The organism is Alteromonas gracilis, assembly GCF_036870955.2.
GTDB classification, from domain to species: Bacteria; Pseudomonadota; Gammaproteobacteria; order Enterobacterales; family Alteromonadaceae; genus Alteromonas; species Alteromonas gracilis_A.
Genome location: NZ_CP145482.2, coordinates 2,666,138 through 2,690,814, shown reverse-complemented (window position 1 = coordinate 2,690,814; position 24,677 = coordinate 2,666,138). Strand labels below are relative to the sequence as shown.

The following is a 24,677-nucleotide window of genomic DNA, read 5'->3' as shown; positions in this document are numbered from 1 at the left end:
TGCCTGTCCTTATTGACTAATTGTGTTGAGTTGCTCTATCAGCTTTTGTGCTAACAAGTCATCTGAAAATGGGTTTTGCCCTGTAATGAGTTCACGGTCTACGACTACATTAGGCGCCCACATTTCTTTATACTGCATATTGCCACCCGCGGTAGCCATAGCATCAGCGGGATAATAGAGCAATGAAGCATCATCAAGAGTGCTTTCAAAATACTCTTCTTCTGGCGTTGAAAAAATCGTCATTTTGTAGCCATCATATACCCAATCAGAGGATGTGGCTTGCTCGCCGTTTTTCAATGCTATCTCATAAGATTGTGGGTTGAGCTGCGCAGAAAGTAAGGCAATCGGCCCATGACAGATAGCGGCAGTGGGTTTACCGTTCTCATGAAAATGAGAAAGTATTTGTCCTACTTGAGGGTTGTTTGCCAAATCAATAAGCGGCGCGTGACCCCCGGGAATAAATACCCCTTCGTAGTCTTCCAAACCTGCAGTTATTACCTCAGAGAATGAAAGTGTGTCATCTATTCCGTCTAGCGATGCTACAAATGCCTCTATGTTCTTCATTTGGGCTTCGCTGCCATCAAAGTACTGAGGAATGACAGACTTTTTATCAACCGAAGGTGCGTTGCCTTTTGGAGTGGCAAGTACCAACTTGTAGCCTGCTTCAACCAATGCTTTGGCAGGAACACCAAACTCATTTAAGTAATAGCCTGTGGGTTCCTGCTTACCCTCTGACAGTGCCATCATATTTTCACTTGATAACAAGACAAGTACTTCGCCTTTTGCCAGTTTTTGAATATCAGCGATAGCGCTGTGAGACATACTTGCAGCTATTGCGAGTGATAAAATTGATAATGTTGATTTCATAGACATACTCCTGTCGCATCAAATTGTGCAAGCATCTTAAGCCGTTTGGAGTATCTGGAGAACTCAGATAAATTGTTATGAGTCATCAAAAATCTGATGGGTAGGGGCCATGTCTTACTTAACACAGTTAAAAACCTTTGTAGAAGTCTATCGCAGCGGTAATATTACGCGTGCTGCCTCTCGTCTTCATATGTCACAACCTGCTGTGACTTCTCATATCCAAGCGATGGAAGCTATTGTGGGAAAAGAGCTTTTTATTAGAAAAGCAAGGGGCGTCGAGCCCACGGCTATCGCTGATGATCTTGCGCTTCAAGTATCTAGTCATATCGACGTGCTGGAACAAAAAGTTGCGTCGATAAGAAGTCGCGCGTCGACCGATCACGGTACGCTTCATTTAGCAGGGCTAAGCAGAGTATTTAAGTGTTGTCGCAGGTCCTGCGCTTGCTAATTTACTGCAGGCCGACAAAGTGAATTTGGTATTGCACATAGGCAACAAATCCCAAACATATAAGCTATTAGAAACGGATGTTGTCGAATTGGCCATTACGGCATCAGAACCCAGTGATGCTATGTACGAATACCAAAAGTTGGATCGAGAGCGTCTAATACTTGTCATGAATAGGGTACAGGGCAAGTTGCTAAGGGAAAAAGAGATAACCGCGCAGATGCTAAACAAGCATAAGGTCGTAACTTACGATGAGCAGTTGCCGTTAATTAGGCAGTACTTTTCAGCGGTGTTTAATGCGCCGTGCGAATCGCCAGTAGCGGCAGTTTGTCCAGACATTCGAGCTATCAGCACCATTATTAAGGCAGGGATTGGATACTCAGTATTGCCGGACTACTTATGTAAAGAAGGCATAGCACAGGGGGAGCTAGTATCGCTGGGCGATGTAGGGCCCGAAAATGATATTTATCTTGTTTGGAAAAAGGGAGCGCTAAGGCACCCTCGGGTAGGTTTCGCAAAAGACGTGATAATGGCATTTGCTAATCTTAACTATCTCACTGAATACCCTAACTAACTTTTGTCTGAAGCGATAAAAAAGGAGGGCCCCAAGCCCTCCTTTTGATGTGCATAGTATCAACGTTAGAATGTGCCCACGACTTTCACCGTATCGTTTACTAGGCTTTCATCAACATAACCAATGGTATTTGGGTTAGTCCCTACGAGCTTTACCATTTCTTCTTGAGATGCAACAGTCTCAGGAGGAGTGCCACGCCCTGTGAAGACCAGCTTTGACCAAAACGCCGAGTACTGACTTTCAGATTTACCCAGCACCGTATTGTTGAAAGACTCCCTAGTACCGTCTCCTTGGTCGTAGGTAAGCGGCAGCGCCTTGCTGCCGTCAGGGAAGGCTTTTAGTTTTCCAAGGTATATACGCTGAACGGCGTCCATGTCTGTTGCAGAAGCGTTGTTTGCATTAACAATTACAACATTGGCTGCGCTTACTGGCATAGCAAGAGCAAGGCATAAAAGTGCGAGTTTTTTCATAATTATTACGCCTTTAAAAAACGAGGTCTAAAGAAATTGCTACCGCAGTAGCATCAGTATCACCGTCCTGGTCTTCATCAATAAAGACAGCAGCATCACCGTCATCATTAAAGTCAGTTATTTCAAATTTAAGTGCTGTTCGTGGATTAATGTTGTAGCGAAGCCCAACCCCTATTGAATTATAGTCGTCATCCAGCGTTCCTGTAGCACCATCCTCAAAGCCCGCTGAGATACCGCCTGGCGCGATAAATCTGAATTCGCCTTCGAAATTTGAATAGAAAACATAAGGTGTCCAATCGCCAAATGTTTTTGCCAAAGACGCAAACCATGATGTGTAGATGGTATCGTATTCGTTCCACTCTGCAATAAAGAACCAGTTGTTATAGTCAATCGACGTGGATACGTCGATGAATTGGGTATCTACCCACTCATCACCGAAAAGGGGGTTGATGGATAGTCGCCCTCAGCGAAAAACGTGAAATTCTCTTTGCCTTCAAGGTAGGAAAGGCGCAAATTAAACCAATCAATCTGCGTATCGACGACTATCCCTTTCATATCCTCGTAGTCTTTGGTCGTGCGAATACCTCTTACGCCTCTAAATCCGCCATTTTCGTTGTAGAGCTGCTCCGTTTTGTATTGCTCGATGGTGGTAATGAGATCGTTTGGATCAGTATCTTGTTGCCCACCATAAAGAAGGAAGTTTGTTGTACCTGCGTCCCAATCCAGCATGTAGCGTAAACTTATGCCGTGATAGTTGGTTACCGCAAGAGAATAAGCATCAGAAGGAACGCGCAACCACGGATAAGCAATGCCCACGTCCATATAGTCTGAGAAATGATAAACCTAGCAATCGCATTCTACCTAAGCATTGACCTCTAAACTGGGTGTTATTTCGTAGGATGCGTAAAGCCATTCCAGCGTGGGTTCAAAGTCGTTTATTCCCCTAAAAATAGCCTGCGCAGTTAAAGATAGCTTTTCACCTAAGCTTGGTATCGTGCTTGTAAGCCAAGTCGAGATTCAGTTTGAAATTCTAGCCCAGAATCATATTGTCCAGCTGCCTCTGGAAGTCTTGCCCAATAACCATCTCCGTCTACCACTGTGCCACCTACGAGTGACGCAAATCCGGAGATTCGAAAATCATCATTTGCTTGCGCAAACGCAGGCAGACCGATTAGTACAGCGGCTGCCGTACAGTATGTTGCCAGTTTTTTCATGTGTGTTTCCTTTGACATTAACATTAGTAAATGCATTTTCTTATTAACAGGCTTTCGTTAAGCTGTTGCCTTTTAAAAGAAGTCGATACATTAAAAATTGTCAAGATTTCAATCATGTGACCGTAAGCAGTTAGATTGTGATTTATGGGCTTGGAGCACTTAAAGGAGAGGAAATGGCAAAGCCAAATGCCAAAGGACCAGTGAAGACCGTTCAAATTTACTGCGCAAAATGTAAGGGACAACTATACAAATACCGCAAAGGGGGTAAGGGCGCGCTGGTGAAATGTTTTAAATCGCGAATTGTCGAAAACTATACCCGTGAGGAAGGCGTGTGCCCATCTTGTGGCGGCCATTTTGCGCGCAGCGCTATGATACGCGGTGAGCCCTCACTAAAAATCATCGGCGGCAAAGTAACGATGAAATAATTTGTCCAGTATAAAGAGCAAAAGTTTGCTCTTCTTCTATTTTGACCTAAATTTAATCTTAAAGGATTCATCACCTTAACTCACATGGCTGTGCTGGCACGTTACGCTTGATAATAAGTGAGAAAAGTACATGTCAATTCAACGAAAATTTCTTTTGGCAGTTACAGCTGTCATTGCATTTTTTGCACTTGTGATTGCCCTTATAACCGTTTTTACAACCTCCTCCGCAATAACCCAGCAAATCGTGCAACAGAAAAAAGAGACCGCTGATCGGCTTAACAATATTCTCACGGTTACCGACGCCATTATGTTAGAGCGAGTGAAAAGCAGCATGGCATTGCTGAAGCTGCGCGGAGCTGCTCTTGGCTCACCACGTCAATCTTCCCGAGTAACAGTTAAATCAACCCAAGCAAACGAGTTATTACTAGGGACAAACCCACAGGCGAATAACTTTTTGTTGGTTGATGGATTGACAGAGGTAATGGGAGGGACTGCAACCTTATTTAGCAAGACGGGTGATGATTTTATTCGCGTAAGCACAAATGTGATTAAAGATGGACAACGAGCAATAGGGACAAAACTTGCGCCAGAAGGCAAGGCTATCAAGCAAATTGAGAAAAAACAGGCCTATTATGGTGCGGTCGATATCCTTGGTAGCCCTTATTTAACAGGATATGAGCCTATGTTTAACAGCGCTGGCGAGGTTGTCGGTATTTGGTACGTTGGCTATTCAGCGGACCTCAATGTGCTTGAAGAAGCTATAACGCAAAGTCATGTACTTGACGATGGTTTTGTTGCCTTAAGAGATGCTAAAGGAAACATTCGTATGCACTCTTCGCATGTTAGTGATGCCGATGTGCGCAAAGCACTTGCCAACAACGAAGATTGGCTGGTAACCGTAACACCTTTCACTCCCTGGGGTTACGACATCATTCTTGCTGCGTCCTCAGATGAAAAATCTGCGCTTATCACCAAAGCGGTATTGGCAGTGATCATCAAAATAATACTGGCAAGTGCGGGCATACTTTTTACTATTTGGTTCTTGGTGAAGCACATAGTAGGCAAACCACTGGAAGAGTTTATAAATGTCGTAAACAACTTGTCGTCAGGCGAAGGAGATTTAACGTTTCGCTTTCAGGCTACGCGTGCGGATGAATTTGGAACTATGGCTAGCGCTTTCAACCAGTTACTTAGTCAACTGCAGGAAACACTACAAAACGTGGATGAAGCCACTGAGAGCATGCTTGCCAAGTCAGAAACGTTGAACATTACTGCGGGTAAGTCAAAGGCGTCAGTGGATGAGCTGTCTAACGAAACACAAAAAATTGATTCTGCAATAGCGTTATTGCAACAAAATGCGGATACCGTTGCTAATAACATTCGCAGCTCTAGTGAAGCAGCAATGGCTGCCGACAGTGACACTCGCAATAGTGTACAAGTGTTAGGTCAAACGATAAAAGACATTGAGTCACAAGCCCACGATGTGGATGAGTCTGTGCAAGTAATTTCAGAGCTTGCTCAAGCGAGCGAAGAAATAAGTGGCGTTATGGAAGTTATCCGCACCATCGCGGAACAAACTAATTTACTTGCTTTGAACGCTGCCATCGAAGCGGCTAGAGCCGGAGAGCAGGGCAGAGGTTTTGCTGTTGTGGCCGACGAAGTGAGGTCGCTAGCAAGTCGGACTCAAACTTCAACGGAAGAGATCAGGAACATGATAGAGCGCCTGCAACAGGGGAGTAGAGTTGCGTCAGATAAAATGCAGCAAAACAAAGAAACGGCATTCAGCACTGTGGAAGTAACTCAGCATGCAGGAAGCTCGTTGAAGCAGGCTTTAAATGCTGTTGCGCGAATTACTGCGCTAAATCAGGAGGCGACGAGTATGGCTGAAGGGCAAAAAGAGGTGGCCGATGAAGTTAAACAGGGGTTAAATTCTATTCATGCCGTTGGAAATGCAAATACAGCGTATGCCAATGATGTCGCAATTAGCTGTGAGCAATTGGTTTCACAGATAAAACAGATGCAAATGCAGCTCCGCCGCTATCAGTTTTAGCCTGAGGTGGCCGCTCTGAAATGATTAGTAACAATTTGGAGCGCGCTATACGTTGCTCCAGATTGCTATCGCATTATGACGTCTTTATCCTTACGCGTGAAAAAATAAAGGGAAAATTCCCGCATAACGGATAAAAAACATGAAACGAATTACTGCGCTCCTACGTGCTGTAGTGACGATGACGGCTTTTGCATCGCTGCTTAGCACACCTGTGCATGCAACAGACGTAGATTACCGATTACCACAGTCAGTAACGCCTACATTTCAATCCATTCACCTAAACCTTGACCCAGATATTCCTACTTATTCTGGTACGACAGATATTCAGGTAACCGTGAATGAAACCACCAAAAAGGTTGGTTTCTATCAACAAGGCTTAACAGTAACGTCAGCCGTGCTTGTGTCAGAGGACAAAGAAACAACATTAACAGTCTCGATAGGCGACTACGACATAAACTGGGGAATGTCACAATCCCCCATATTGCCGGGGCAGTATACACTTCGAATTTCCTTTGAAGGTAAAGTGAACACGTCGTCAGATGGTATGTACTTATCACGCTTTGAAGAGCGAAATTACATCTTCACGCAGTTTGAAGATATGCATGCGCGTAAGGCTTTTCCTAGCTTTGATGAGCCTATATTTAAAATACCGTATCAAATGACAATAAGCGCGCCAGAGCACCAAGTGGTGGTGGGAAATACGCCAGTTGAAAAGCTAACCGTAGACAACGGTGTTAAAACGGTTTTGTTTGAGAAAACAAAACCAATGCCGACTTACTTGATTGCCTACACAGTTGGTCCATTTGATAGTGCAGAAATGACTGGGCTGCCAATTCCTGGTCGTATCTATGTTCCAAAAGGGTATGTAGATAAAACCAAATTTGTTATCAAACATACGCCAGAGATATTGGCATCCCTTGAAAACTTTTTCGACATCAAATACCCCTACAAGAAAATGGACTTCGTGGCAGTTCCCAATTTCACGCATGGTGCGATGGAAAACGTTGGGCTTATTACCTACCGCGACAGCTTACTTTTGTTGGAAGATAACCCCAGTGTGACTGAGCGCTCGCGTCCACTGAACGTTATTGCACATGAACTTGCGCATCAATGGTTTGGTAACTTGGTTACTATGGCTTGGTGGGACGACTTATGGCTAAATGAAGCGTTTGCTTCATGGGCGGCCAGCCATACTATGAAAACCCTGTATCCAGAATTGAATTATGCTGACCGTATTGTTCAAGAAGGCGCATTTGGTGCAGATGCCAGCCCCACAGTTAAACCCGTTAAGAAAGTGGTAAAAAGCCAACCTGATGTGATGGATGGGCTAGGGCTAAACTACTCCAAAGGCGAGTCAATTTTGCAAATGATTGAGTCGTTGATTGGTACTGACAAGTTCCGCCAAGGCGTGCGCAACTACATGAATAAGCACGCATGGGGCAACACAGTAGCAGACGACTTATGGGCTGCACTGGATGGTGTGTCAGACTTCAACTTAAGTGCCATGATGAAAGCTTATTTAGAGCAGCCGGGATACCCACTGATTCATATTGGCAAAGATGGCAAAGTTTCGCAGTCGCGTTTTCATCTAGCTGGTGCTGAGGTCAAAGAGCAAACTTGGGCCGTACCGCTTAAACTGACTTATAAAATTAGCGATGAGATTAAGCACGATATTGTGTTTATTGATGAAAAAACGACGTTATTACCGCAGCTGGCTGAAGCGAAGTGGGTTTATCCTAATGACAACGCAACAGGTTATTTCCGTTGGTCAGTGGATGAGCAGCAGTTAGACGCGCTTTTAAACGATATTAATGCGCTAAATAAGCGAGAAAAGAAAAACGTACTGTATAACTATCAAGCCTTACTTAATGCTGATGAGGTAGGTGTCGATAGCGTAATAAACGTGCTTAACGCGCTTGCGAAAGATGAAGACCCTGCCGTTATTCGTGCAGCGGTTAGTGTGTTGGCAGAGTTCGATTATCTTGTTAATGAAAATAACGATAAGCAGTTTGCCGCATTACTCAATCAAGATTATTTACCGTTATTGAAGGCACTCACCTTAGAGCAAAGCGACAGTGATTCTGCGGACGTTATTCGCTTGCGCAACCAGCTGTACACCTTAATTGGAATGCACGCCAACAACCAGGCGCTTATTGATGAAAGCCGGAATATTGCGAAACGTTATATTAACGACACCAGCACAGTGCCGTCGGGTATTGCTGGTACTGCGATTGCTATTGCCACTAAGTATAGCGAAGGTGAAGATAACGCAAAATGGTTTGCGAGCATTAAAGAGGCGTTCAACAAGGCGCAACTTCCTAATGTGAAAAGCACTTTGATTTACTCAATGCATTTTAGTGACAAGCCGACGGTATTTAAGATGCTTGACTTGTCGCTTACTGACAGCATTACACCAGCAAATACGCTTTACATGGTGGTGCGTGTCGCCCGTAACTTAGATGACCATTCCATGTTGTACGAATGGTTGAACAAAAACAAAGATAAGCTTATTGCTAAAATGCCAGACTACCACGTGTCGCGTATGCCGGAGTTTGTCTCAGTGACATGCAAAAAGGCAAACCTTCAATTGGCAACGCAATTTTATTCGCCTATCGCTGAAGCGCATCAAGGGATGTCTAGAGGCGTGGATATAATGAAAGACGAGTCAATGCAATGTATGCGTTTGAAAGATGCATTTCAGTCTGACTTTGACGCATTTCTTAGCACATATGCCGAGTAAAAAATAAAAACGCAACGCTAAAAAGAGCACCTTTGGGTGCTCTTTTTTTGTGCGTATCTTTCGCATTGTGCACCACATAATTGCAAACAAATAGGCGCAAGAGTGTATCGCGTTTGAGTGAATTGGCATTGTGACAACTCAGCTTTCCCTGTCCTGTAGTACAGCAGAGTTAACTAATAAATAAACTTATTTTAAAGCGCCAAGTTGCTGATTTTAAAGCAGTGTGACGATTATATTATTATTTTGCTTAAGTGCTTGCTGTGTATACGTATGTATTGGATTTTATACCTTCCTATACAACGGACGACCAAAATAATGATTATCAAGAATAACACACACAAGCTTCAATTGAGGAAGTCAGCTAAAGTTGTTAATGCCCTTCTTACTGGCGCATTGTCACTTAGCTTACTTTCGTTAAATGCATCAGCGACAACGATATGGGAAGAGAACTTTGAGGCAGCATCGCTTCAAGGTAAAGGGGCAACAGGCCCAATCCCTGTTGGCGATAATGTCGTGGTAGACGGCGTAGATCGCTGGTCAATCGATGTGACCAATGCACAAATTACAGCTTCTAGCGACTGGTTCAGAGTTAACAACAACGCGATGCAGGCGCGTGATGTTGACGGAGAAGCTATTTGGGAAACTGAAAGTATTGATATCAGTGGTCAAGGTGATATCAGTTTAGAGGTTGCGCTATCAGAAAGCGGGACGTTTGAAGATGATGACTACATCAATGTGTTTTACTCACTTGACGGTGGTGCGTTCCATTTAGTTACGCAAAACAACGGCGATAGCAACACGGTTAATGATGACTTCGACAATACACTGGTAACGGCCAATATAGGGGCTTGGTTCTTCCTTGGTTGTCCGTGTGGCACTGCTTAACGGCGCAGGCAGTGAATATTATAACCTAGACAGCGTTAAAGTTGTTGCATCGGGCGCCACAGGCGGCGATAACCCAGATAATGGTGGAGACACGCCGGACAATGGCGGTGAGCCATCAACAGAGTTACTTGTTTTATCAGGCAGTTGCTTCAATTGCCCTGACTTACAAGCAATTAATTTGGCGAGTGACTATGTTGAGTCTGACTATTACGCGGCATTAAATACGGCTATTGCCAACAGTGAAAATGCGGTCACGCTTAAATCAACCGCTCACGACATCATCGAAAACGGTCACAGAATGCTGAGCTACTCAGAAGTTTGGACATCATTGACATACACAGATGAAGACCCAGCTAACACAAACAATGTGTTGTTGTTCTACAAAGGAACGTCTCAAGCGAAAAGTACAAACGGAAGTGGCTCTCAAAGTACCAACCAAGACAACTGGAATAGAGAGCACGTGTGGGCTAAGAGCCACGGTTTTTCTAGTTCAAGCCTAACTGCTTATACTGATATTTTGCATTTGCGCCCAACGGATATCTCGGTCAACAGTTCACGCGGTAATCTAGACTTTGATTTCAGTGATAGCGCGCTTAGTGAAGCACCAGCTAATCGTGTAGATGGTGACTCGTTTGAGCCTCGTGATGCTGTAAAAGGTGATGTTGCACGTTCAATGCTTTACATGGATGTAAGATACGACGGTAACACCGCAGGTGATACAGAAGAAGACCTAGTGTTGCTTAATCGTCTAACAACGACCGACGAAGCGGCATTTGGCAAGCTATGTGTGCTGCTTCAGTGGCATGAGAGTGACCCAGTAGATGACTTCGAGCGTCGTCGTAATGAGCGTGTGTTTGAATTCCAAGGCAACCGTAACCCATTCATCGACAAGCCTGAACTAGCTTCATTGATATACAATGAAAGCTGTGATGGAAGCGTTACTGACCCTGATACAGGTGGTACTGATCCTGACACAGGTGGCACAGACCCTGATACCTAGGTGACGGTACTAATCCAGATACTAACCCAAGCGAACCCACTTCAAGCAACAGTGTTTACATTTCAGAGTACGTAGAGGGTGGTGGCTTTAATAAAGGTATTGAGCTCTTCAATAGTTCGTCAGAATCGGTAAGCTTATCTGGTTATGCCCTTGTTCTTTATAGCAACGGTGCGTCTGGTGAAAATGACGGTAAGGTACTAGAACTAGAAGGCTCTATTGCTTCTGGTGGCGTTGCAACATATGCAAATAGCCAAGCAGACGCATTGCTGACAGACGGCTCAACAATTAGTAACTTTGTCATTAACTTTAATGGTGATGATTACATTGAATTGACGTACAACGGTGAAGTGGTTGATGCGTTGGGAACGTTTTCAGTAAAAACAAACTGGGGTAAAGACGTTACGCTAGTGCGCAAGAGCACGGTGACCGGGGGCAATCCAAATCGCAATAGTAGCTTTGACCCAAGCGCTGAGTGGGACAGCTATGCGAAAGATACCCTTGATCAGTTTGGCGCACACAATGGTGTTATTGCTGAACCGACAGACCCAACAGACCCAACAGATCCAACAGACCCAACTGATCCAGTGGACCCAGCGCCGACGGTAGTGCTTATTAGTGCTATACAAGGTGAAGGTGATGCGTCTGCAATGGTAGGCACTGATGTGGTTGTTGAAGCGGTTGTTACGAAAGTCGTGCCTGGCATGGATGGTTTCTTCGTTCAAGAAGAAGCAAATGACTCTGATGACAACGCCGCAACGTCTGAGGGTGTGTTTGTTTATGCAGGTTCTTCAGGCCAACTTCCACAACCTGGTGATTTGGTCCGTGTAGCCGCTACAGTCGGTGAGCGATTTGGCGCAACGCAGCTAACGTCAACCGCTGACGTTGAAGTTATCGGTGCTGGTGACACAGTGCTATACACACCGATTTCTCTACCATTGCAAGCTGACGCCGATTTAGAAGCTGTCGAAGGCATGCAAGTTAGCTTCGAGCAAACGCTAAAAGTGACTGACATCTACAATCTAGGCCGTTACGGTCAATTTGCAGTATCGTCGCAGCGCTTGATGATCCCTACAAATCAATTTGAAGCAAATTCACAAGAAGCGCTAGCGCTGGAGCAGCAAAACGCACGTGACGCTTTATTAGTTGATGATGGCTATACGTCTCAAAACCGTGACGGTCTTGAGTTCCCAGTGGGCGGACTTTCGCACAACAACACGCTGCGCTTAGGTGACAGTGTAGAAAGCCTGCAAGGCGTGGTGCACTTCGCTTTTGGGGCTTATAACCTGATTCCGGTTGGAGATGTGCAAACCGTTCGTACCAACGCTAGAACTCCTGCACCACAATTGAATGCGCTTGGCGACGTAAAAGTGGCAAGCTTTAACGTGCTTAACTATTTCAATGGGCCTGACTTCCCAACCTCTCGCGGCGCAGACAGTGCCGAAGAGTTTGCGCGTCAACAAGCAAAAACAGTAGCTGCAATCGTTGCTATGGACGCTGACGTGCTTGGTCTTGTCGAAATTGAAAATGATGGTTACGGCAGTGACTCTGCTATTGTTGGTTTAGTTAACAGCGTAAACGCTGAGTTAGGCAGTGATGCATACGCCTACGTAGCGCTAGAGACACAGCTTGGTGGCGATGAAATTGCAGTGGGCATGCTGTACAAACCAGCTGTTGTTACGCCAACTGGCTCGCCAATTACGTCTGATGCTGCGCCATTTGATTTTGGTAACAGACAGCCGCTCGTTCAAAACTTCAGTGTTAATGGTAATGGCGAAAGCTTTGCGTTTGCTATTAATCACTTTAAGTCAAAAGGCAGCTGTAGTAGTGCTACAGGCAATAATGCTGACTTAGGCGATGGCCAAGGCTGTTGGAATGAGCTTCGCACAGAAGCTGCGCAAGGTTTGCTTGCATTAATTGCACAGAACAGTGAAGTGTTATCTGACCGCGTACTCATCATGGGTGACCTTAACGCTTATGCCAAAGAAACACCAATTCTGACACTGGAGTCAGAGGGCTATTCTAACTTGGTAGAGCTGTTTGATGGCTCAAATGCTTATTCTTATAGCTTCGGCGGTGAAATAGGCTATTTGGATCATGCGTTGACAAGCAGCTCGCTCACTGAATACGTTGTAGACACTACGGTATGGCACATTAATGCTGACGAACCGCGTGTATTTGATTACAACGTAGAGTTTAAATCTGAAACTCAGCTTGCTAGCTACTACGGCAGCGACGCTTATCGTTCGTCAGACCACGACCCCGTTGTTGTCGTAATGAACTTCCCAGACGCAGTAATGGTAGGCGATTTGGATGGTGATAACGACGTCGATTACGACGACATTATGATGTTCTATCAAGCCTTTATTTCAGGTCAAGCAAACGACGAACGCTACGACTTTAATGGCGATGGCGTGGTTAACTTCTTCGATATTCAAGCATTAATGGCTATGTGCTCACGCGCTGGCTGTGCAGTTTAATTTTTGGAAATAGATATAATGAAAAAACTAATCTTAGTACTTTTAGCAGCAATGACATTTAATGCAAATGCTGCACTTATTACCCTTACCACCGATAAGGCTGAGTATAATGTGGGTGATACAATCAACGTGACAGTAAACGCTTTAGATTTGCTGCCTAATGGCGTTAAAACCTTTTTCTATGGATTTAATTCGTCTATCGCTATTAATAGTTCATTAATATCGTACGACGTTAATTCTATTCAGGACTTGGGTGCGCTTGGTGATATGCCTGAACTTAACCTAAGTAATAACGCGTTTGACTTTGTGTCTTTGAATGCTATTCAAAACATTAATGCGATGTTTATTCCTTTCTTTAACGGAGCGGAAGCCGCGCAGACAGGCCTTGACGCTATTTCTCTGTTCTCTTTCCAGTTAATGGCATTAGATGTGGGGACGGTTGAACTAAGCCTTTTCGAGGCACAATTATCTAACGCGTTTGGTTTTCCTCTTGTAGGCGTGGGGAACGAAGGAGTAAGCTTTACCATTGCTGAGGTACTCAAGCACCTAGTTCGTTAGCTATTGTTTTACTCGCGCTGGTGGGTTTAACCCTACGTAGTCTACAAAGCAAAAGATAAATAGCACTAAACTACGTAAAAAGCCCAAGCAATTTGCTTGGGCTTTTTTGTAATTGTCAGGGAGTATGTTTTAAAAAAATAGGGCTCATTTCTTGAAGATATATTTGTCACTTTACATGCGGCTTAAAATAAACCACACTAAAGAAAAACAATACGCGCTTACTATGCTAGATACTATTTCCTTTTCGCAACGCCAACGTTTGGCTTACATCGATTTTTGCCTAATGTTTAAAGGTGCTATCCACCGTCAGGACCTCATAAACCGTTTTCAAGTTGGACTTTCAGCGGGGTCTCGGGACTTTACCCTTTACAAAGAGCTCGCACCCAACAATTTGTATTATGATCCTCGGGAAAAACGCTATTTTCAAACCGACGAGTTTGCCCCTTTGTTTGAACATGATGCAAAACGCACGCTGGTTAAATTGGCAAATGACATTTCTGATGGTTTTGACGCAATTGGCGATATTCATTTTCCTGTTGAAAGTGCGTCATCACTGAATGTGCCCGACATTTTCGTCGTAGCAAAGGTAGTACAAGCTATCGTCAACAAGCGCGCTATCAGCGTTATATACACGTCGTTGTCTAGCGGCAGTACCGCAAGGGAAATCGTGCCTCATAGTATTGTTGATAACGGGCAGCGATGGCATGTTAGGGCGTACGATAGAAAATCTCAGAGTTTTAGGGATTTTGTCCTTACTCGAATTAGCAAAGTGACAGTGAAGTCTGAACCAGAGTCATATGAATGTATTGAGCTAGATGAACAATGGCAACGCTTAATTCCTTTGGAAATTATTCCCCACCCAAAAAACATTAAATATCCGACAGCGATAGAGCTTGATTACGCAATGGAGGAGGGGGTACTTACGCTCGAAGTTCGTGCTGCCATGGCTTAGCTATTTATTACGTCGTTGGAATGTGGATTGTACCAAGCATGCCAGCTTAAGAACTGGTGAGTATCAACTGTGGTTGCGCAACCAAGGCTCGCTTGATAATACGGACAATCTCGCCATAGCGCCTGGATATATATCGCAACAGACGGCTTACCAATAATTGCTTAAAACCTGATTGGAATAAACAAAAAGTGTCCTGAAAATGCGCAGAGCTCTATAGTGTCACTACTGTGACGGCTTTAGGTGTTTTTGTATGCATGTGAGTAGTGTGTTCTTGTCGAGTGGCTTTGTAAGAAAGTCGCTCATACCAGCGGCCAAACATTCTTCCTTGTCTTCTAAAAATGCATTTGCGGTAAGTGCAACAATTGGCGTTGTCAGGTTCATCGTGTTGCGCAAAATACTAGACGCCTCAATACCGTCCATAATGGGCATATTGCAATCCATTAGAACAAAATCAAAGGTATGGCGTTTACACGCGTCAATTGCATCTTTTCCATTTTTCACATGAAGGCATTTATAGCCTTCACTCTTAAGCATAGTTTTCACCACTTCCGCGTTAATGTCATTGTCTTCCGCTAATAGTATACGCTTATTATGATTGTCTTCCTGCGAGTTCGATGGCGTTGCTTCTTCACTTTGAAGTAAAGATGTTAAGTCATATTCCAGTTCGCGACGATTAATGGGCTTGGCATGGGTTTTCCATATAAGCGGTGCAATATCATTTTCATAATCTAAGCGGTCTAATTCGGCAGAAATCAGTAACACCCGTGGAAACGTTACCGGTTTAGATTTGTTGAGCTCGCGCAAGAGGTCAATGCCGCTCATTTCGGGCATGGCAATATCCAGAATAATCACGTCATAGGATAAGGGGTCGTCGGCCAGAAATTGCGTGGCGCTATAATAGCTCTTACTGGGTATAGAAAGCGTAGATACTACATGCTTAATGTATTCGCGGCTGGTTTGCAGATCATCCACTATCGCACAGGTCACGTTTGCACTAGGTTTGACAGTCAAAGGTGGAAGCTGAGTTTCTTCCGCTGACATGGTAAAAGTAAATGTGCTGCCTTTTCCTATCGTAGAGCGAACCGCAATATCACCGTTCATTAACTGCGCAAGTTGTTTCGCTATACTAAGGCCAAGGCCTGTGCCGCCGAATGAGCGTGTTGTGGAGCTATCCGCTTGTTCGAATTTATTGAAAATGCCTTCAATTTTAGACGCCTCAATACCGATACCAGTATCAGTGATTTCAAATGTTAGCATGTTGTTTCGCGTATCGCGAAGGTAGGAAACCTGTAGTGTCACACTGCCTTTTTCTGTGAACTTAATCGCGTTACTCAGCAGGTTGTGCAGAATCTGTGATATACGGGTAATATCACCCGCAATGACATGGGGGAGGGCTGCGTCTTTGTAATAGTTGAAGACCAATCCCTTTCTTTGACAAGCCACGCGTTGCAGCGATACCACGTCATCGAGCACTTGTAGTAAATCTACAGGCGCTTGCTCTACAATCACTTTACCTGCTTCAATTTTAGAAATATCAAGAATATCGTTAATAAGCACAAGGAGTTGCTTACCTGATGCCCGTGCTTTTTTAAGATAAATATTGCTTTTTTCCGGGTTGTCTAGCGCGAGTTCAATCATTCCGAATAGGCCGTTCATCGGTGTGCGCAACTCGTGGCTCATACTCGACAGAAATTCTGATTTTGCCTTACTGGCCTTTTCCGCTTGTGCTGCTAACGCTTGGGCTTCGTTTCTTAGCGCGACTTGTTGGTCAAACGCTTCCTTGATGAATTTCTCCAAAGGCCAAAAAATAACGAGCGCTTCAATACACAGCAACAGTAAGGCGCCTAACCATATAAGAAACTCGATATGCGCGACATCAGTAACACGCTCTGATGCTGTTTGCTCAAACAAATCTACTACTTTGTTTAAGTCTTGGAGTAAGTCTGTGACATCTTCGATAGTGAAACTCAATGTGTTGTCACACATCGGGCTTTTAAGCACATTCTGCGCTTCGTTAATGTATTTGTTAACTTTACTGTCGAGCTGCCTGGGCCCGAAATAAGTGTCTTGGACTGCGTTTGGCAGGTTGTCTAGCGAGGTCAACCTCAGGTGATTTACCGTGAAGGTTTCAAGCGCTCGCTCAAGATAAATCTCTTCAATGGCGCCTTTACATGCTTCGCCTGACTTAATGAGCATGGCGATACGCTGTGAAAGCATACGTTGCTGCCCTGCAATATTGATGATTTCAGCATCGTATTTTTGTTCGTTAATTAAACTGCGAACGACAAAAAACGATAGCGTGACGAGCGCTGCAGTTAGCAATAATGCAACAATGTAGCGAAAGCGAATCGACATAGGGATGAGAGTTTGTTAGCACTCATATCAAGATAATAGATGCACAGGGGTAACGCAAACGCTTGTGGGAAATTCCAAGTATTTTCTGAACGTTATAGGTTAACTAAGCGCGAATAACCCGTAAGCTACCATTATACGTGCGCTTGAGCTTCATGCTTTGCTGAATTCGCAGTGCTTATGCGCTCAACACTATTTATTGGCAGTAAATTGTCTGCAATAGGTGTTGTCTTTTCATTGTGTGAGTGTGCGGGCATACGCGTAACTTTCAGGCCTGAATGTTCGTAGTCTTTATTGATCAATCCCTTGGATGCAAAAGCGCTGAGTACCTCTTTACACGGATAACTCCCCCATTTACGGTAAAAGCGCTTGGCATTTAATACATAGTTAAGTAAATGATTTGTCGGGCAACGATGCTGCTGGCGATACGGTGTGAATGTCACTGTGGAAATCTTTTTTAAGACTAACCCGCTGCATTTACACTGGGTAATGAAGTCTTCATCGTTTAGCCCGAAACCTTGGAAGTGTTCATCGAAACCGCCGACGTTTTCAAAGTCTGTCTTACAAATAAAAAAAGCTGAACAGCAAGTGCTAGCGTAACTAGGCTTTCCATAGTAGTTTTCCTTTAAATCATTCTCTTTTGATAGTGCCTGCGATTTGGACGCATTAATTGATTTCGATGAAGCAAGGGCATCACAAAGGTCAATAGGAAGCAGTTTTACAGATGTACTCACCAACGTATTTACGTCAAGGGTACGGTAACCTTCGTCAATAAGCGTGGGGGATATCACCGCATCTACCGCAAAGTAGACAATTGAATTGTATCTCGCTTCGCTAAAACCTTTGTTTCTTGCCTTTGCAATGGGGAGTTCGTCTTGGTTAGCAAACTTGTGGATCACGTCAAAGTGGCTACTTTGTATTAGCGATAAATCAGACGGGGATGACATCCAAACGACAATTAACTCACTTGGTTTCGCGCTGCTTGATTCAAGTTGAGTGATTAACGATGAAAGCTGTTGCGTTCGATTTTTGACTATAGTGATAGCACTCATAGGCAATGTCATTTGCTTCTCCTTTCGTCATCAGTAATTTGTCGCTCAGGTACACTAAAAACAGGTGTGCTGTGCTCGCTATCGCTTATTTAATACCGATAAAAACACGAGTCGCTTGCCATACAGAACGTCAATTTACTTTTACTGTCTAGCAATGCGTAAGTCATTGTGCTCGCATTCATTATCCGCAAACCTTAGTAGGCAAATATCGCGCCCCTTATTTATGTTATTGATTTTAGTTGTTTTATTGGGTTTTTAATGCTTTAGTCTTTATCACAACTTGCGTGGGAGTCGGTATAACTGACCCACAATTGAGAAAGAGTTACACATCTAGATTATCTAATTGCTTTGCCAGGAGTGCTTGTTTTGCTATCCTAACGCAGTGCGCGTAACTCACTGTTTTTAAAATTAACTTTGAAATCTCTTGTGCACAAAAATCGTCTAAAATAGTAATTGTAAGTCCATGGCTTTTCTTCAACCGTATATAAAGTCGGTCGTTTAATTCATAAGTGGTGTAAACACTGTGTCAGAGCAATCTTCTGTAGTTCTTCGTCATTACGATAAACATTCGCTGAAATCAGTCGATGTCATTTCTGGTATTTCTCCTAATGCGATGCGTCGTGTTTTCGGAGGCTGGATATTCTTTGCTGCAGTGGTGGGTGTTATTGTTGCCGTCGCACCAGATTTAAGTACGCAATTTATAGGTTTGACACTTTTTGTCCTCGTTGCATTTACCCTTGTTATGTTTGGCCAAAGCCGCATTTCTGAGGGGTGGCCCGCTATTATTTGTGATGAAGGATACATAGGCGTTGTTAAAGACCCGGTAGCCAGAGAGTACATATGCGTAGACGCACATCTAGTGACGGGAGCGAAACCCGGCATCATTAAGCCGAATAAAAAAGCGGTTGAAATTCTGTTAGATAACGAAAAACTAAGCGACAAAGACAAAGTTGTATTAAAACAAGCTGTGTGGCCTCATGCCGCTAAACTGATTGGCTTAGCGCATTTTAAACGCAGAGAAGACGCGTGCGAGAGCGTTATGTGGTGTGTAAGGCAAAGTGCTAAGCTTCGCTAGAAATACACAGTTCGGTGAATAGGGGGTAGTGGTCAGACCCTATGTCTTCAAGACGCTCTATGCGTGACAGTGCAAAATGACGCGAGTGAAATACGTGATCAAGAGGCCATTTTACAAGCGGGTAGTGGGCATGAAATGTGTTGTAAAAACCACGGCCTATTCTTGGGTCAAGAAGCCCACTTATTTTCTTGAACTTACGAGTCGTAGGTGACCAAGCAACATCGTTGAGATCACCTGCAACAATAATAGATTGATGCTTTTCAATATCCGAGGCAATTTCCTTTCCCACAATATGCAATTCTTTGTCTCTGGGCGCCGCGTAATGATTTTCAGTTGGGCTTGGCGGCTTCGGGTGCACAAAGTATAGCGTAATGCTATGACCATTAACTTCAACATCGGCTTTAATAGACGGTACATCCTTTTCTACAAGAAAGCGCAGTTCGATATTGCGAAATGGATGCTTACTGTATAGGTGCATTCCGTACAAGTTTTCCAGCGGGCATCTCTGCTGGTGCGGGTAGTTGCTAGATAGCGCAGAAAGTCCGTCTTGCCATTTTTTATTTGACTCTAGGGTTACCAGAAAATCAGGATCGAATTTCTTTACAAGGGCTAGTAGCGCCTCGAAATTGCTGTTGGGCATATAAACGTTACTGGACAATATGCGCAGGGTAGTGCGCTGCGCCGTTTCACACGATTTCACTTCCTTTCTATAAAGTGGTGTGTAAGGCACAATCCAAACAGTTTGATAAATGAGCGCAATCGTTAGTCCCACCAATAAACCAGTATGCAAGCCTGTTAATCCTTTGTCGGCGAGCAAAACGATGCCTAACAATAGTAGTAAAAACTGCACTACCGCAATCTGAAGCCTTGGAAATTCCCACACACGAACTGTCCAATGAGAGGAGGGAAGCAAAGGGACAAAGCTTAATGCAATCGCAACAGCAGAAAAAACATAGAAAATAGTGTCCATGGCGCTCGTTTCCTTTGAATGATTAGCTAGCGAGTATTTTCGCAAGCTCGCCTTTTCGTAGCGTGCAGATGATGTAGTTTGATTACGGGGTATCCAATGGATAAGTTTAACTGCATTGGTAAAACGCATTAGTGAGCCCGAGGTTTTGAATTGAGTAAAAATTTCTAAATTCAAGCAAAGATTTCAAATAGTTGAAAAGCCTACTATCCTTAAATTTCGTTAATTTCTTTACTAAACAATTGCTTATATGTGTGGCATCAATTTGGCATTAGTAAAATCGAGTTTCGACAAAGGAGAAATGTTATGAAACGTACACTACTTTCTATGATTGTTGCTACATCATTAACGACTGCTGCTTATGCAGGTGATATGAATAATGACAATAAATGGGAAAAGGGAGCCAAAGACGCATGGATTGACGGCAAAGCAGAAGCGACGCTGTTGTTCAATGGCAACCTTGATTCCTTTGATATCAACACTGACGTTAAAAACGGTAATGTTATTCTTACTCGGTAAAGTTGAAAACTCGGTTGATAAAAAACTTGCTGAAGAGCTCATTGCAAACATTGATGGTGTGAGGTCAGTTGACAATAAGTTAACGATAATCGCCAACAATGAGAGCGACTCAAGTGTTTCAGACGATATGGAGTCGACCTACGACGAAGGCACGAGTGAACTTACCGATGCTAAAATCGCAACAGTGATCAAAACGCGACTTCTCATGGACACTGACATCTCAGGTTTCGATATTGATGTTGATGTAGAAGACGGAAACGTTACTCTCACGGGTGAAGTCGATTCAGATGCTGAGCGCGATTTAGTCATTGAAATTGCTAAGAATGCGTCTGATGTTAAAGACGTCGAAGATAATCTGCGCATTGTAACGGAAACTGCGATGAACTAACCTGTCTTTACGTTGCTAAAAAGGGGGCGCTAGCCCCTTTTTTTGTGCCTAAAATTTATATTGAGTAAACCAAGACGTTATTGAAAACAGCAAGACGCTGATGGCGAAACACAATTACACTTTTACTTTTAAAAAAGTTTGAATAGCACCACATCGTTAATTGTTCAAACATGTGTGTAGAACTTTCTCACTCGCTTACCACTTTGTACTGTCCTTGAACTTATCCATCTGTTTTTAATGGGTTTTATTTGTGGCCTAATCCCTGCAGAACTATCGTTGCACATAGATGAGTAACCTTGGTGCATAATACAGGGTTAGTTTTGCAAGGAGAGTTTTATGAACATGTTACGTTGGTTTTTTTCAGCTTTAGTTTTTTCATTTTTCATCGCTCTGGTTGGCATGGCAAATAGTGGCAATACGTTGTTAAGTCAGGCGAGTGCAGATGACAAAGAACGTAAACTTCACCCTGAGATAGTTAAGTTAGAAAAGCACTTTGCTGGGGTTGAATTTGACCTCAAGCGAAAGTCGCACCTGTTACGTAAAATGCGAATGGAGCAGTTCATTACTCAAGCTAAACAGGCTGATTTAAGAGGGTGGGATAGAAAGCGAGATGATTACGTGGAACGTGCTGAAAACGTTCTCTCTCATCACTTAACACAATATGCGACTCATATTTCACAAGAGTCTCAAACCTACACGTTATCTTCTAGTTAAGACATAAAAGCGAAACCATTTGGCTTCGCTTTTATTTTTTACATTCGTTTTGCTAAGGATAATGGAACCAATAACTGCTATCGGCACACCTTACATGCACGATTAGTAAACGCTACCTTATGAAGTTGATTATTCAACATCAACAATCTTGAGCGTATTGGTCGCGCCTACTTTTTCCATCTCATCGCCATAAGTTAGGATAATGCTATCGCCACTTGATACCAGGCCCTTTTCTTTCAGCGAGGCCACAACGTCGTATTTTAGGCGGCCTGGCTCACTCTCAGAAGAGTCAAAGAAAACAGGCTTAACACCACGGCAAAGAGCCATAGTATTGAGTGTTGATTCGTGGCGAGACATAGCAATAATTGGAAGGGCAGTAGTAATGCGAGACATTAGCGTTGGCGTGCTGCCACTTTCTGTAAGCCCTACAATAGCTTTTACACTGGGTAAGTGATTAGCCGCGTATACCGCTGATAGCGCGATTGACTCACTCGTTGATGAAAATTGCTCATCCATGCGGTGCTTTGAAATTTTAACGCTTGGATGCGTCTCTGCACCTTCGCATACACGGGCCATAGCGGCTACTGTTTCGATAGGGAAGTTACTCGGCTGCTGTCTCAGCAGACAACATAACAGCGTCAGTTCCATCTAAAACCGCGTTAGCAACATCCATAACCTCTGCACGTGTTGGCATTGGGCTGTCAATCATCGACTCCATCATTTGCGTAGCGGTGATCACAACTTTATTCAGCTGGCGAGAGCGCGCAATCAGTTTTTTCTGAACACCTACAAGCTCGGCATCACCAATTTCAACGCCTAAATCACCACGTGCAACCATAACTGCATCAGAAGCTTTGATGATGTCGGTCATTGCTTCATCCGTAGCCACTGTCTCTGCACGCTCTACTTTGGCGCATATTTTGGCAAAGCAACCCGCTGCTTCAGCAAGTTCACGCGCATAATCAAGGTCGGCGCCGCTGCGAGGGAAGGAAACAGCAAGATAATCAACGCCTATTTTCGCGGCGGTTTTGATGTCTTCTTTATCTTTTTCAGTTAACGCGTCAGCTGATAGACCACCACCTTGGCGGTTAATACCTTTATTGTTAGATAACTTACCGCCTACGGTGACTTCAGTAATAACTCTTCGGCCTTCCACGCCAGTAACCTTAAGCTGAATGCGACCATCATCTAAAAGAAGAATGTCACCTAAGCAGATACGTCATCAGGCAAGGCTTTGTAATCAATGCCCACTTGATGTGCATTACCTTCGTCGCGACCAAGTTCTGCATCAAGAACGAAAGTTGCACCAATATCAAGGTGAACCGGGCCATCTGCAAAGCGAGCTACACGAATTTTCGGGCCTTGAAGGTCTCCTAAAATAGCGACGTATTTGCCTAAGTTTTTCGCTGCTTGACGAACGCGCTTGGCTCGCTCGATATGATCTTCCGCCTGACCGTGTGAGAAATTCATTCGTACGGTGTTCGCGCCCGCAGCAATTAGTGCTTGAATTTTTTCCAATGAATCGGTTGAAGGACCTAGGGTGGCAAGAATTTTCGTTCTTCTAGTCATGAGATTCCGTCGCTGTTTCTGTAGTTAGGAAAGACAAAGAGTGTTAGGCAGTGCACCTAATGGGGCTGCCTGTAATCGCTTTACGTAATTTTATTACAGAATAGTAGTTGAATTTGACAAAAATGTGAATGAAAGAAAGAAAATCTACTAACTGGCTCGACCAGTTGGGGCACAGAATACCGCGATTTGTACAAATACTGCGCCAAAGTCTTGATATCGTCGATTGTTATTTTGTGACAACAAAATCTATGAGTGGCGTTTAAAAACAGTAAAACTGAAAACCACGCTGCCATTTGAATTGTTCAAATGGCAGCGTGGTTATGTTTTTGTTAGTCGTTGCGCTTTTCGTATCGCGAGCCGCGAAGTGTGTCTTTTACGCGTTTAAGGTTTTCTCTGAACTTGTTCCCGCGGCGAAGTGTGAAGCCAGTGGCAAGCACGTCGATTAGCGTTAATTGAGCAATACGCGACGCCATCGGCATATACATATCCGTATCTTCAGGAACCTCCAAAGACAGCACGTAACTGCACTCTTGCGCCAGCGGACTGCTTAGCTGAAGTAATGCCAACTACGGTTGCATCGTTCATTCGCGCTATCTGAGCAATCTCTACCAAGCTTTTGGTGCGTCCTGTGTGGCTAATTAGCACAACCACATCACCATCAGAACAATTCATACAGCTCATACGCTGCATAAGAATATCTTCAAAGTACACGACAGGGACATTGAACCTAAAGAACTTGTTCAGTGCATCATGGGCCACAGAGGCAGAGGCGCCAAGACCAAAGAATGAAATTTTTTGTGCTTGTGTGAGCAAATCTACCACGCGATTTACAATGTTTACGTCGACAGATTGCCTTGCTACCTCGAGAGACGCCATGGTGGATTCAAATATCTTATTGGTGTATTCGTCTGGGCTGTCGTTTTCATCTACATGGCGATTTACGTACGGTGTACCGTTCGCCAAGCTTTGCGCAAGATGAAGTTTAAAATCAGGAAAACCCTTTGTATCTAGACGTCTGCAAAAACGATTTACCGTTGGCTCGCTCACGTCCGACATTTTAGCGAGTGTTGCTATACTAGAATGTATGGCGGTTTGAGGGTTAGCCAATATAACTTCAGCTACCTTTTTCTCAGATTTACTAAACGCAGCTTTATTTTGTGTGATTTTTTCTAATATGTTCATACAGAGATAGCAATATAAGTAACGCAAATTATTGTAAGGTACCCTGTAATAGTACCCAATGTGACGTCTGTGACAAGAAAAATGTAATTTTTTGACATTTTTTATTGTTTTAGCAAGGTTAAATCAGGGTAAACTGAGGGAAACTAGAAAGATTCAGATCCTGTAGTTGGTTCAAGTTGTAATTTTACTACATTTGGTGTTA

Annotated in this window: 16 protein-coding genes and 5 pseudogenes; 11 read left to right on the top strand and 10 right to left on the bottom strand. The window is 43.8% G+C overall.

Annotation, left to right across the window (positions count from 1 at the left end):
* Positions 1–9: 9 nt before the first annotated feature.
* A complete protein-coding gene (locus V6N89_RS12975) occupies positions 10–867 on the bottom strand; it encodes a type 1 glutamine amidotransferase domain-containing protein (RefSeq protein WP_338517910.1) in 858 nt (285 codons plus the stop codon).
* Positions 868–976: 109 nt separating this feature from the next.
* Between V6N89_RS12975 and V6N89_RS12970 the strand changes: the two genes are divergently transcribed.
* The gene (locus tag V6N89_RS12970; RefSeq protein WP_338517909.1) at positions 977–1,315 is read left to right on the top strand and encodes a LysR family transcriptional regulator; all 339 of its coding nucleotides are present in this window, start codon (positions 977–979) and stop codon (positions 1,313–1,315) included.
* Between the two features lie 19 nt (positions 1,316–1,334).
* On the top strand, positions 1,335–1,886 hold the full coding sequence (locus V6N89_RS12965; RefSeq protein ID WP_338517908.1) for a substrate-binding domain-containing protein: 552 nt from the start codon (positions 1,335–1,337) through the stop codon (positions 1,884–1,886).
* 65 nt (positions 1,887–1,951) lie between these two features.
* Here V6N89_RS12965 and V6N89_RS12960 read toward each other — a convergent pair whose 3' ends face one another.
* From V6N89_RS12960 to V6N89_RS12945, 4 genes are all read right to left on the bottom strand, one after another.
* On the bottom strand, positions 1,952–2,356 hold the full coding sequence (locus V6N89_RS12960; protein ID WP_338517907.1) for a phosphate ABC transporter substrate-binding protein: 405 nt from the start codon (positions 2,354–2,356) through the stop codon (positions 1,952–1,954).
* Between the two features lie 13 nt (positions 2,357–2,369).
* Positions 2,370–2,672: a hypothetical protein gene (locus V6N89_RS12955; protein ID WP_346992787.1), complete on the bottom strand. Its 303-nt coding sequence runs from the start codon at positions 2,670–2,672 to the stop codon at positions 2,370–2,372.
* A gap of 104 nt (positions 2,673–2,776) precedes the next feature.
* Positions 2,777–3,178, bottom strand: coding sequence for a hypothetical protein (locus V6N89_RS12950; protein WP_346992786.1), 402 nt, complete (start codon positions 3,176–3,178; stop codon positions 2,777–2,779).
* Positions 3,179–3,336: 158 nt separating this feature from the next.
* Entirely contained in the window at positions 3,337–3,570 is a 234-nt protein-coding gene (locus V6N89_RS12945) for a hypothetical protein (RefSeq protein WP_338517905.1), read from the bottom strand.
* A 173-nt stretch (positions 3,571–3,743) separates the two neighbouring features.
* Between V6N89_RS12945 and V6N89_RS12940 the strand changes: the two genes are divergently transcribed.
* The 6 genes and pseudogenes from V6N89_RS12940 (at position 3,744) to V6N89_RS12905 (ending at position 14,814) form a co-directional block, all read left to right on the top strand.
* Positions 3,744–3,995, top strand: a complete 252-nt coding sequence (locus V6N89_RS12940) for a hypothetical protein (protein ID WP_338517904.1) — start codon at positions 3,744–3,746, stop codon at positions 3,993–3,995.
* A gap of 154 nt (positions 3,996–4,149) precedes the next feature.
* On the top strand, positions 4,150–6,045 hold the full coding sequence (locus tag V6N89_RS12935; RefSeq protein ID WP_338517903.1) for a methyl-accepting chemotaxis protein: 1,896 nt from the start codon (positions 4,150–4,152) through the stop codon (positions 6,043–6,045).
* Between the two features lie 139 nt (positions 6,046–6,184).
* Positions 6,185–8,785: a M1 family metallopeptidase gene (locus V6N89_RS12930; RefSeq protein ID WP_338517901.1), complete on the top strand. Its 2,601-nt coding sequence runs from the start codon at positions 6,185–6,187 to the stop codon at positions 8,783–8,785.
* Positions 8,786–9,100: 315 nt separating this feature from the next.
* Positions 9,101–13,147: pseudogene (locus V6N89_RS21780) on the top strand (ExeM/NucH family extracellular endonuclease).
* 18 nt (positions 13,148–13,165) lie between these two features.
* Positions 13,166–13,705, top strand: a complete 540-nt coding sequence (locus V6N89_RS12910) for a hypothetical protein (RefSeq protein WP_346992783.1) — start codon at positions 13,166–13,168, stop codon at positions 13,703–13,705.
* 223 nt (positions 13,706–13,928) lie between these two features.
* A pseudogene (locus V6N89_RS12905) lies at positions 13,929–14,814 on the top strand (WYL domain-containing protein).
* Positions 14,815–14,879: 65 nt separating this feature from the next.
* Here V6N89_RS12905 and V6N89_RS12900 read toward each other — a convergent pair.
* Positions 14,880–17,012 (bottom strand): response regulator, encoded by a 2,133-nt coding sequence (locus V6N89_RS12900; RefSeq protein ID WP_346992782.1) that lies wholly within the window; start codon positions 17,010–17,012, stop codon positions 14,880–14,882.
* 131 nt (positions 17,013–17,143) lie between these two features.
* Positions 17,144–18,073 carry a glycosyltransferase family 2 protein gene (locus V6N89_RS12895; RefSeq protein ID WP_338517894.1) on the bottom strand — a complete coding sequence of 310 codons (930 nt, stop codon included), beginning with the start codon at positions 18,071–18,073 and terminating at the stop codon, positions 17,144–17,146.
* A 511-nt stretch (positions 18,074–18,584) separates the two neighbouring features.
* Here V6N89_RS12895 and V6N89_RS12890 point away from each other — a divergent pair.
* Positions 18,585–19,136, top strand: coding sequence for a hypothetical protein (locus V6N89_RS12890; RefSeq protein WP_338517893.1), 552 nt, complete (start codon positions 18,585–18,587; stop codon positions 19,134–19,136).
* On the opposite strand, the gene V6N89_RS12885 is transcribed toward V6N89_RS12890, so the two are convergent.
* Positions 19,123–20,106, bottom strand: a complete 984-nt coding sequence (locus V6N89_RS12885; protein ID WP_346993805.1) for an endonuclease/exonuclease/phosphatase family protein — start codon at positions 20,104–20,106, stop codon at positions 19,123–19,125. The genes V6N89_RS12890 and V6N89_RS12885 overlap by 14 nt on opposite strands.
* Before the next feature lie 303 nt (positions 20,107–20,409).
* Between V6N89_RS12885 and V6N89_RS12880 the strand changes: the two are divergent.
* Positions 20,410–21,010 (top strand): annotated as a pseudogene (locus V6N89_RS12880) (BON domain-containing protein).
* 336 nt (positions 21,011–21,346) lie between these two features.
* Positions 21,347–21,724 (top strand): hypothetical protein, encoded by a 378-nt coding sequence (locus V6N89_RS12875; RefSeq protein WP_338517887.1) that lies wholly within the window; start codon positions 21,347–21,349, stop codon positions 21,722–21,724.
* 129 nt (positions 21,725–21,853) lie between these two features.
* Here V6N89_RS12875 and pyk read toward each other — a convergent pair.
* Positions 21,854–23,293, bottom strand: a pseudogene (gene pyk / locus V6N89_RS12870) (pyruvate kinase).
* A gap of 329 nt (positions 23,294–23,622) precedes the next feature.
* Positions 23,623–24,475 (bottom strand): annotated as a pseudogene (locus V6N89_RS12865) (MurR/RpiR family transcriptional regulator).
* Between the last annotated feature and the right edge of the window lie 202 nt (positions 24,476–24,677).

Coding starts and splice junctions, on each gene's coding strand:
- V6N89_RS12885 (WP_346993805.1), bottom strand. CDS start 20,106: ATGGACACTATTTTCTATGTTTTTTCTGCTGTTGCGATTGCATTAAGC.
- V6N89_RS12910 (WP_346992783.1), top strand. CDS start 13,166: ATGAAAAAACTAATCTTAGTACTTTTAGCAGCAATGACATTTAATGCA.
- V6N89_RS12875 (WP_338517887.1), top strand. CDS start 21,347: ATGAACATGTTACGTTGGTTTTTTTCAGCTTTAGTTTTTTCATTTTTC.
- V6N89_RS12940 (WP_338517904.1), top strand. CDS start 3,744: ATGGCAAAGCCAAATGCCAAAGGACCAGTGAAGACCGTTCAAATTTAC.
- V6N89_RS12895 (WP_338517894.1), bottom strand. CDS start 18,073: ATGACATTGCCTATGAGTGCTATCACTATAGTCAAAAATCGAACGCAA.
- V6N89_RS12900 (WP_346992782.1), bottom strand. CDS start 17,012: ATGTCGATTCGCTTTCGCTACATTGTTGCATTATTGCTAACTGCAGCG.
- V6N89_RS12975 (WP_338517910.1), bottom strand. CDS start 867: ATGAAATCAACATTATCAATTTTATCACTCGCAATAGCTGCAAGTATG.
- V6N89_RS12960 (WP_338517907.1), bottom strand. CDS start 2,356: ATGAAAAAACTCGCACTTTTATGCCTTGCTCTTGCTATGCCAGTAAGC.
- V6N89_RS12930 (WP_338517901.1), top strand. CDS start 6,185: ATGAAACGAATTACTGCGCTCCTACGTGCTGTAGTGACGATGACGGCT.
- V6N89_RS12950 (WP_346992786.1), bottom strand. CDS start 3,178: ATGGACGTGGGCATTGCTTATCCGTGGTTGCGCGTTCCTTCTGATGCT.
- V6N89_RS12945 (WP_338517905.1), bottom strand. CDS start 3,570: ATGAAAAAACTGGCAACATACTGTACGGCAGCCGCTGTACTAATCGGT.
- V6N89_RS12970 (WP_338517909.1), top strand. CDS start 977: ATGTCTTACTTAACACAGTTAAAAACCTTTGTAGAAGTCTATCGCAGC.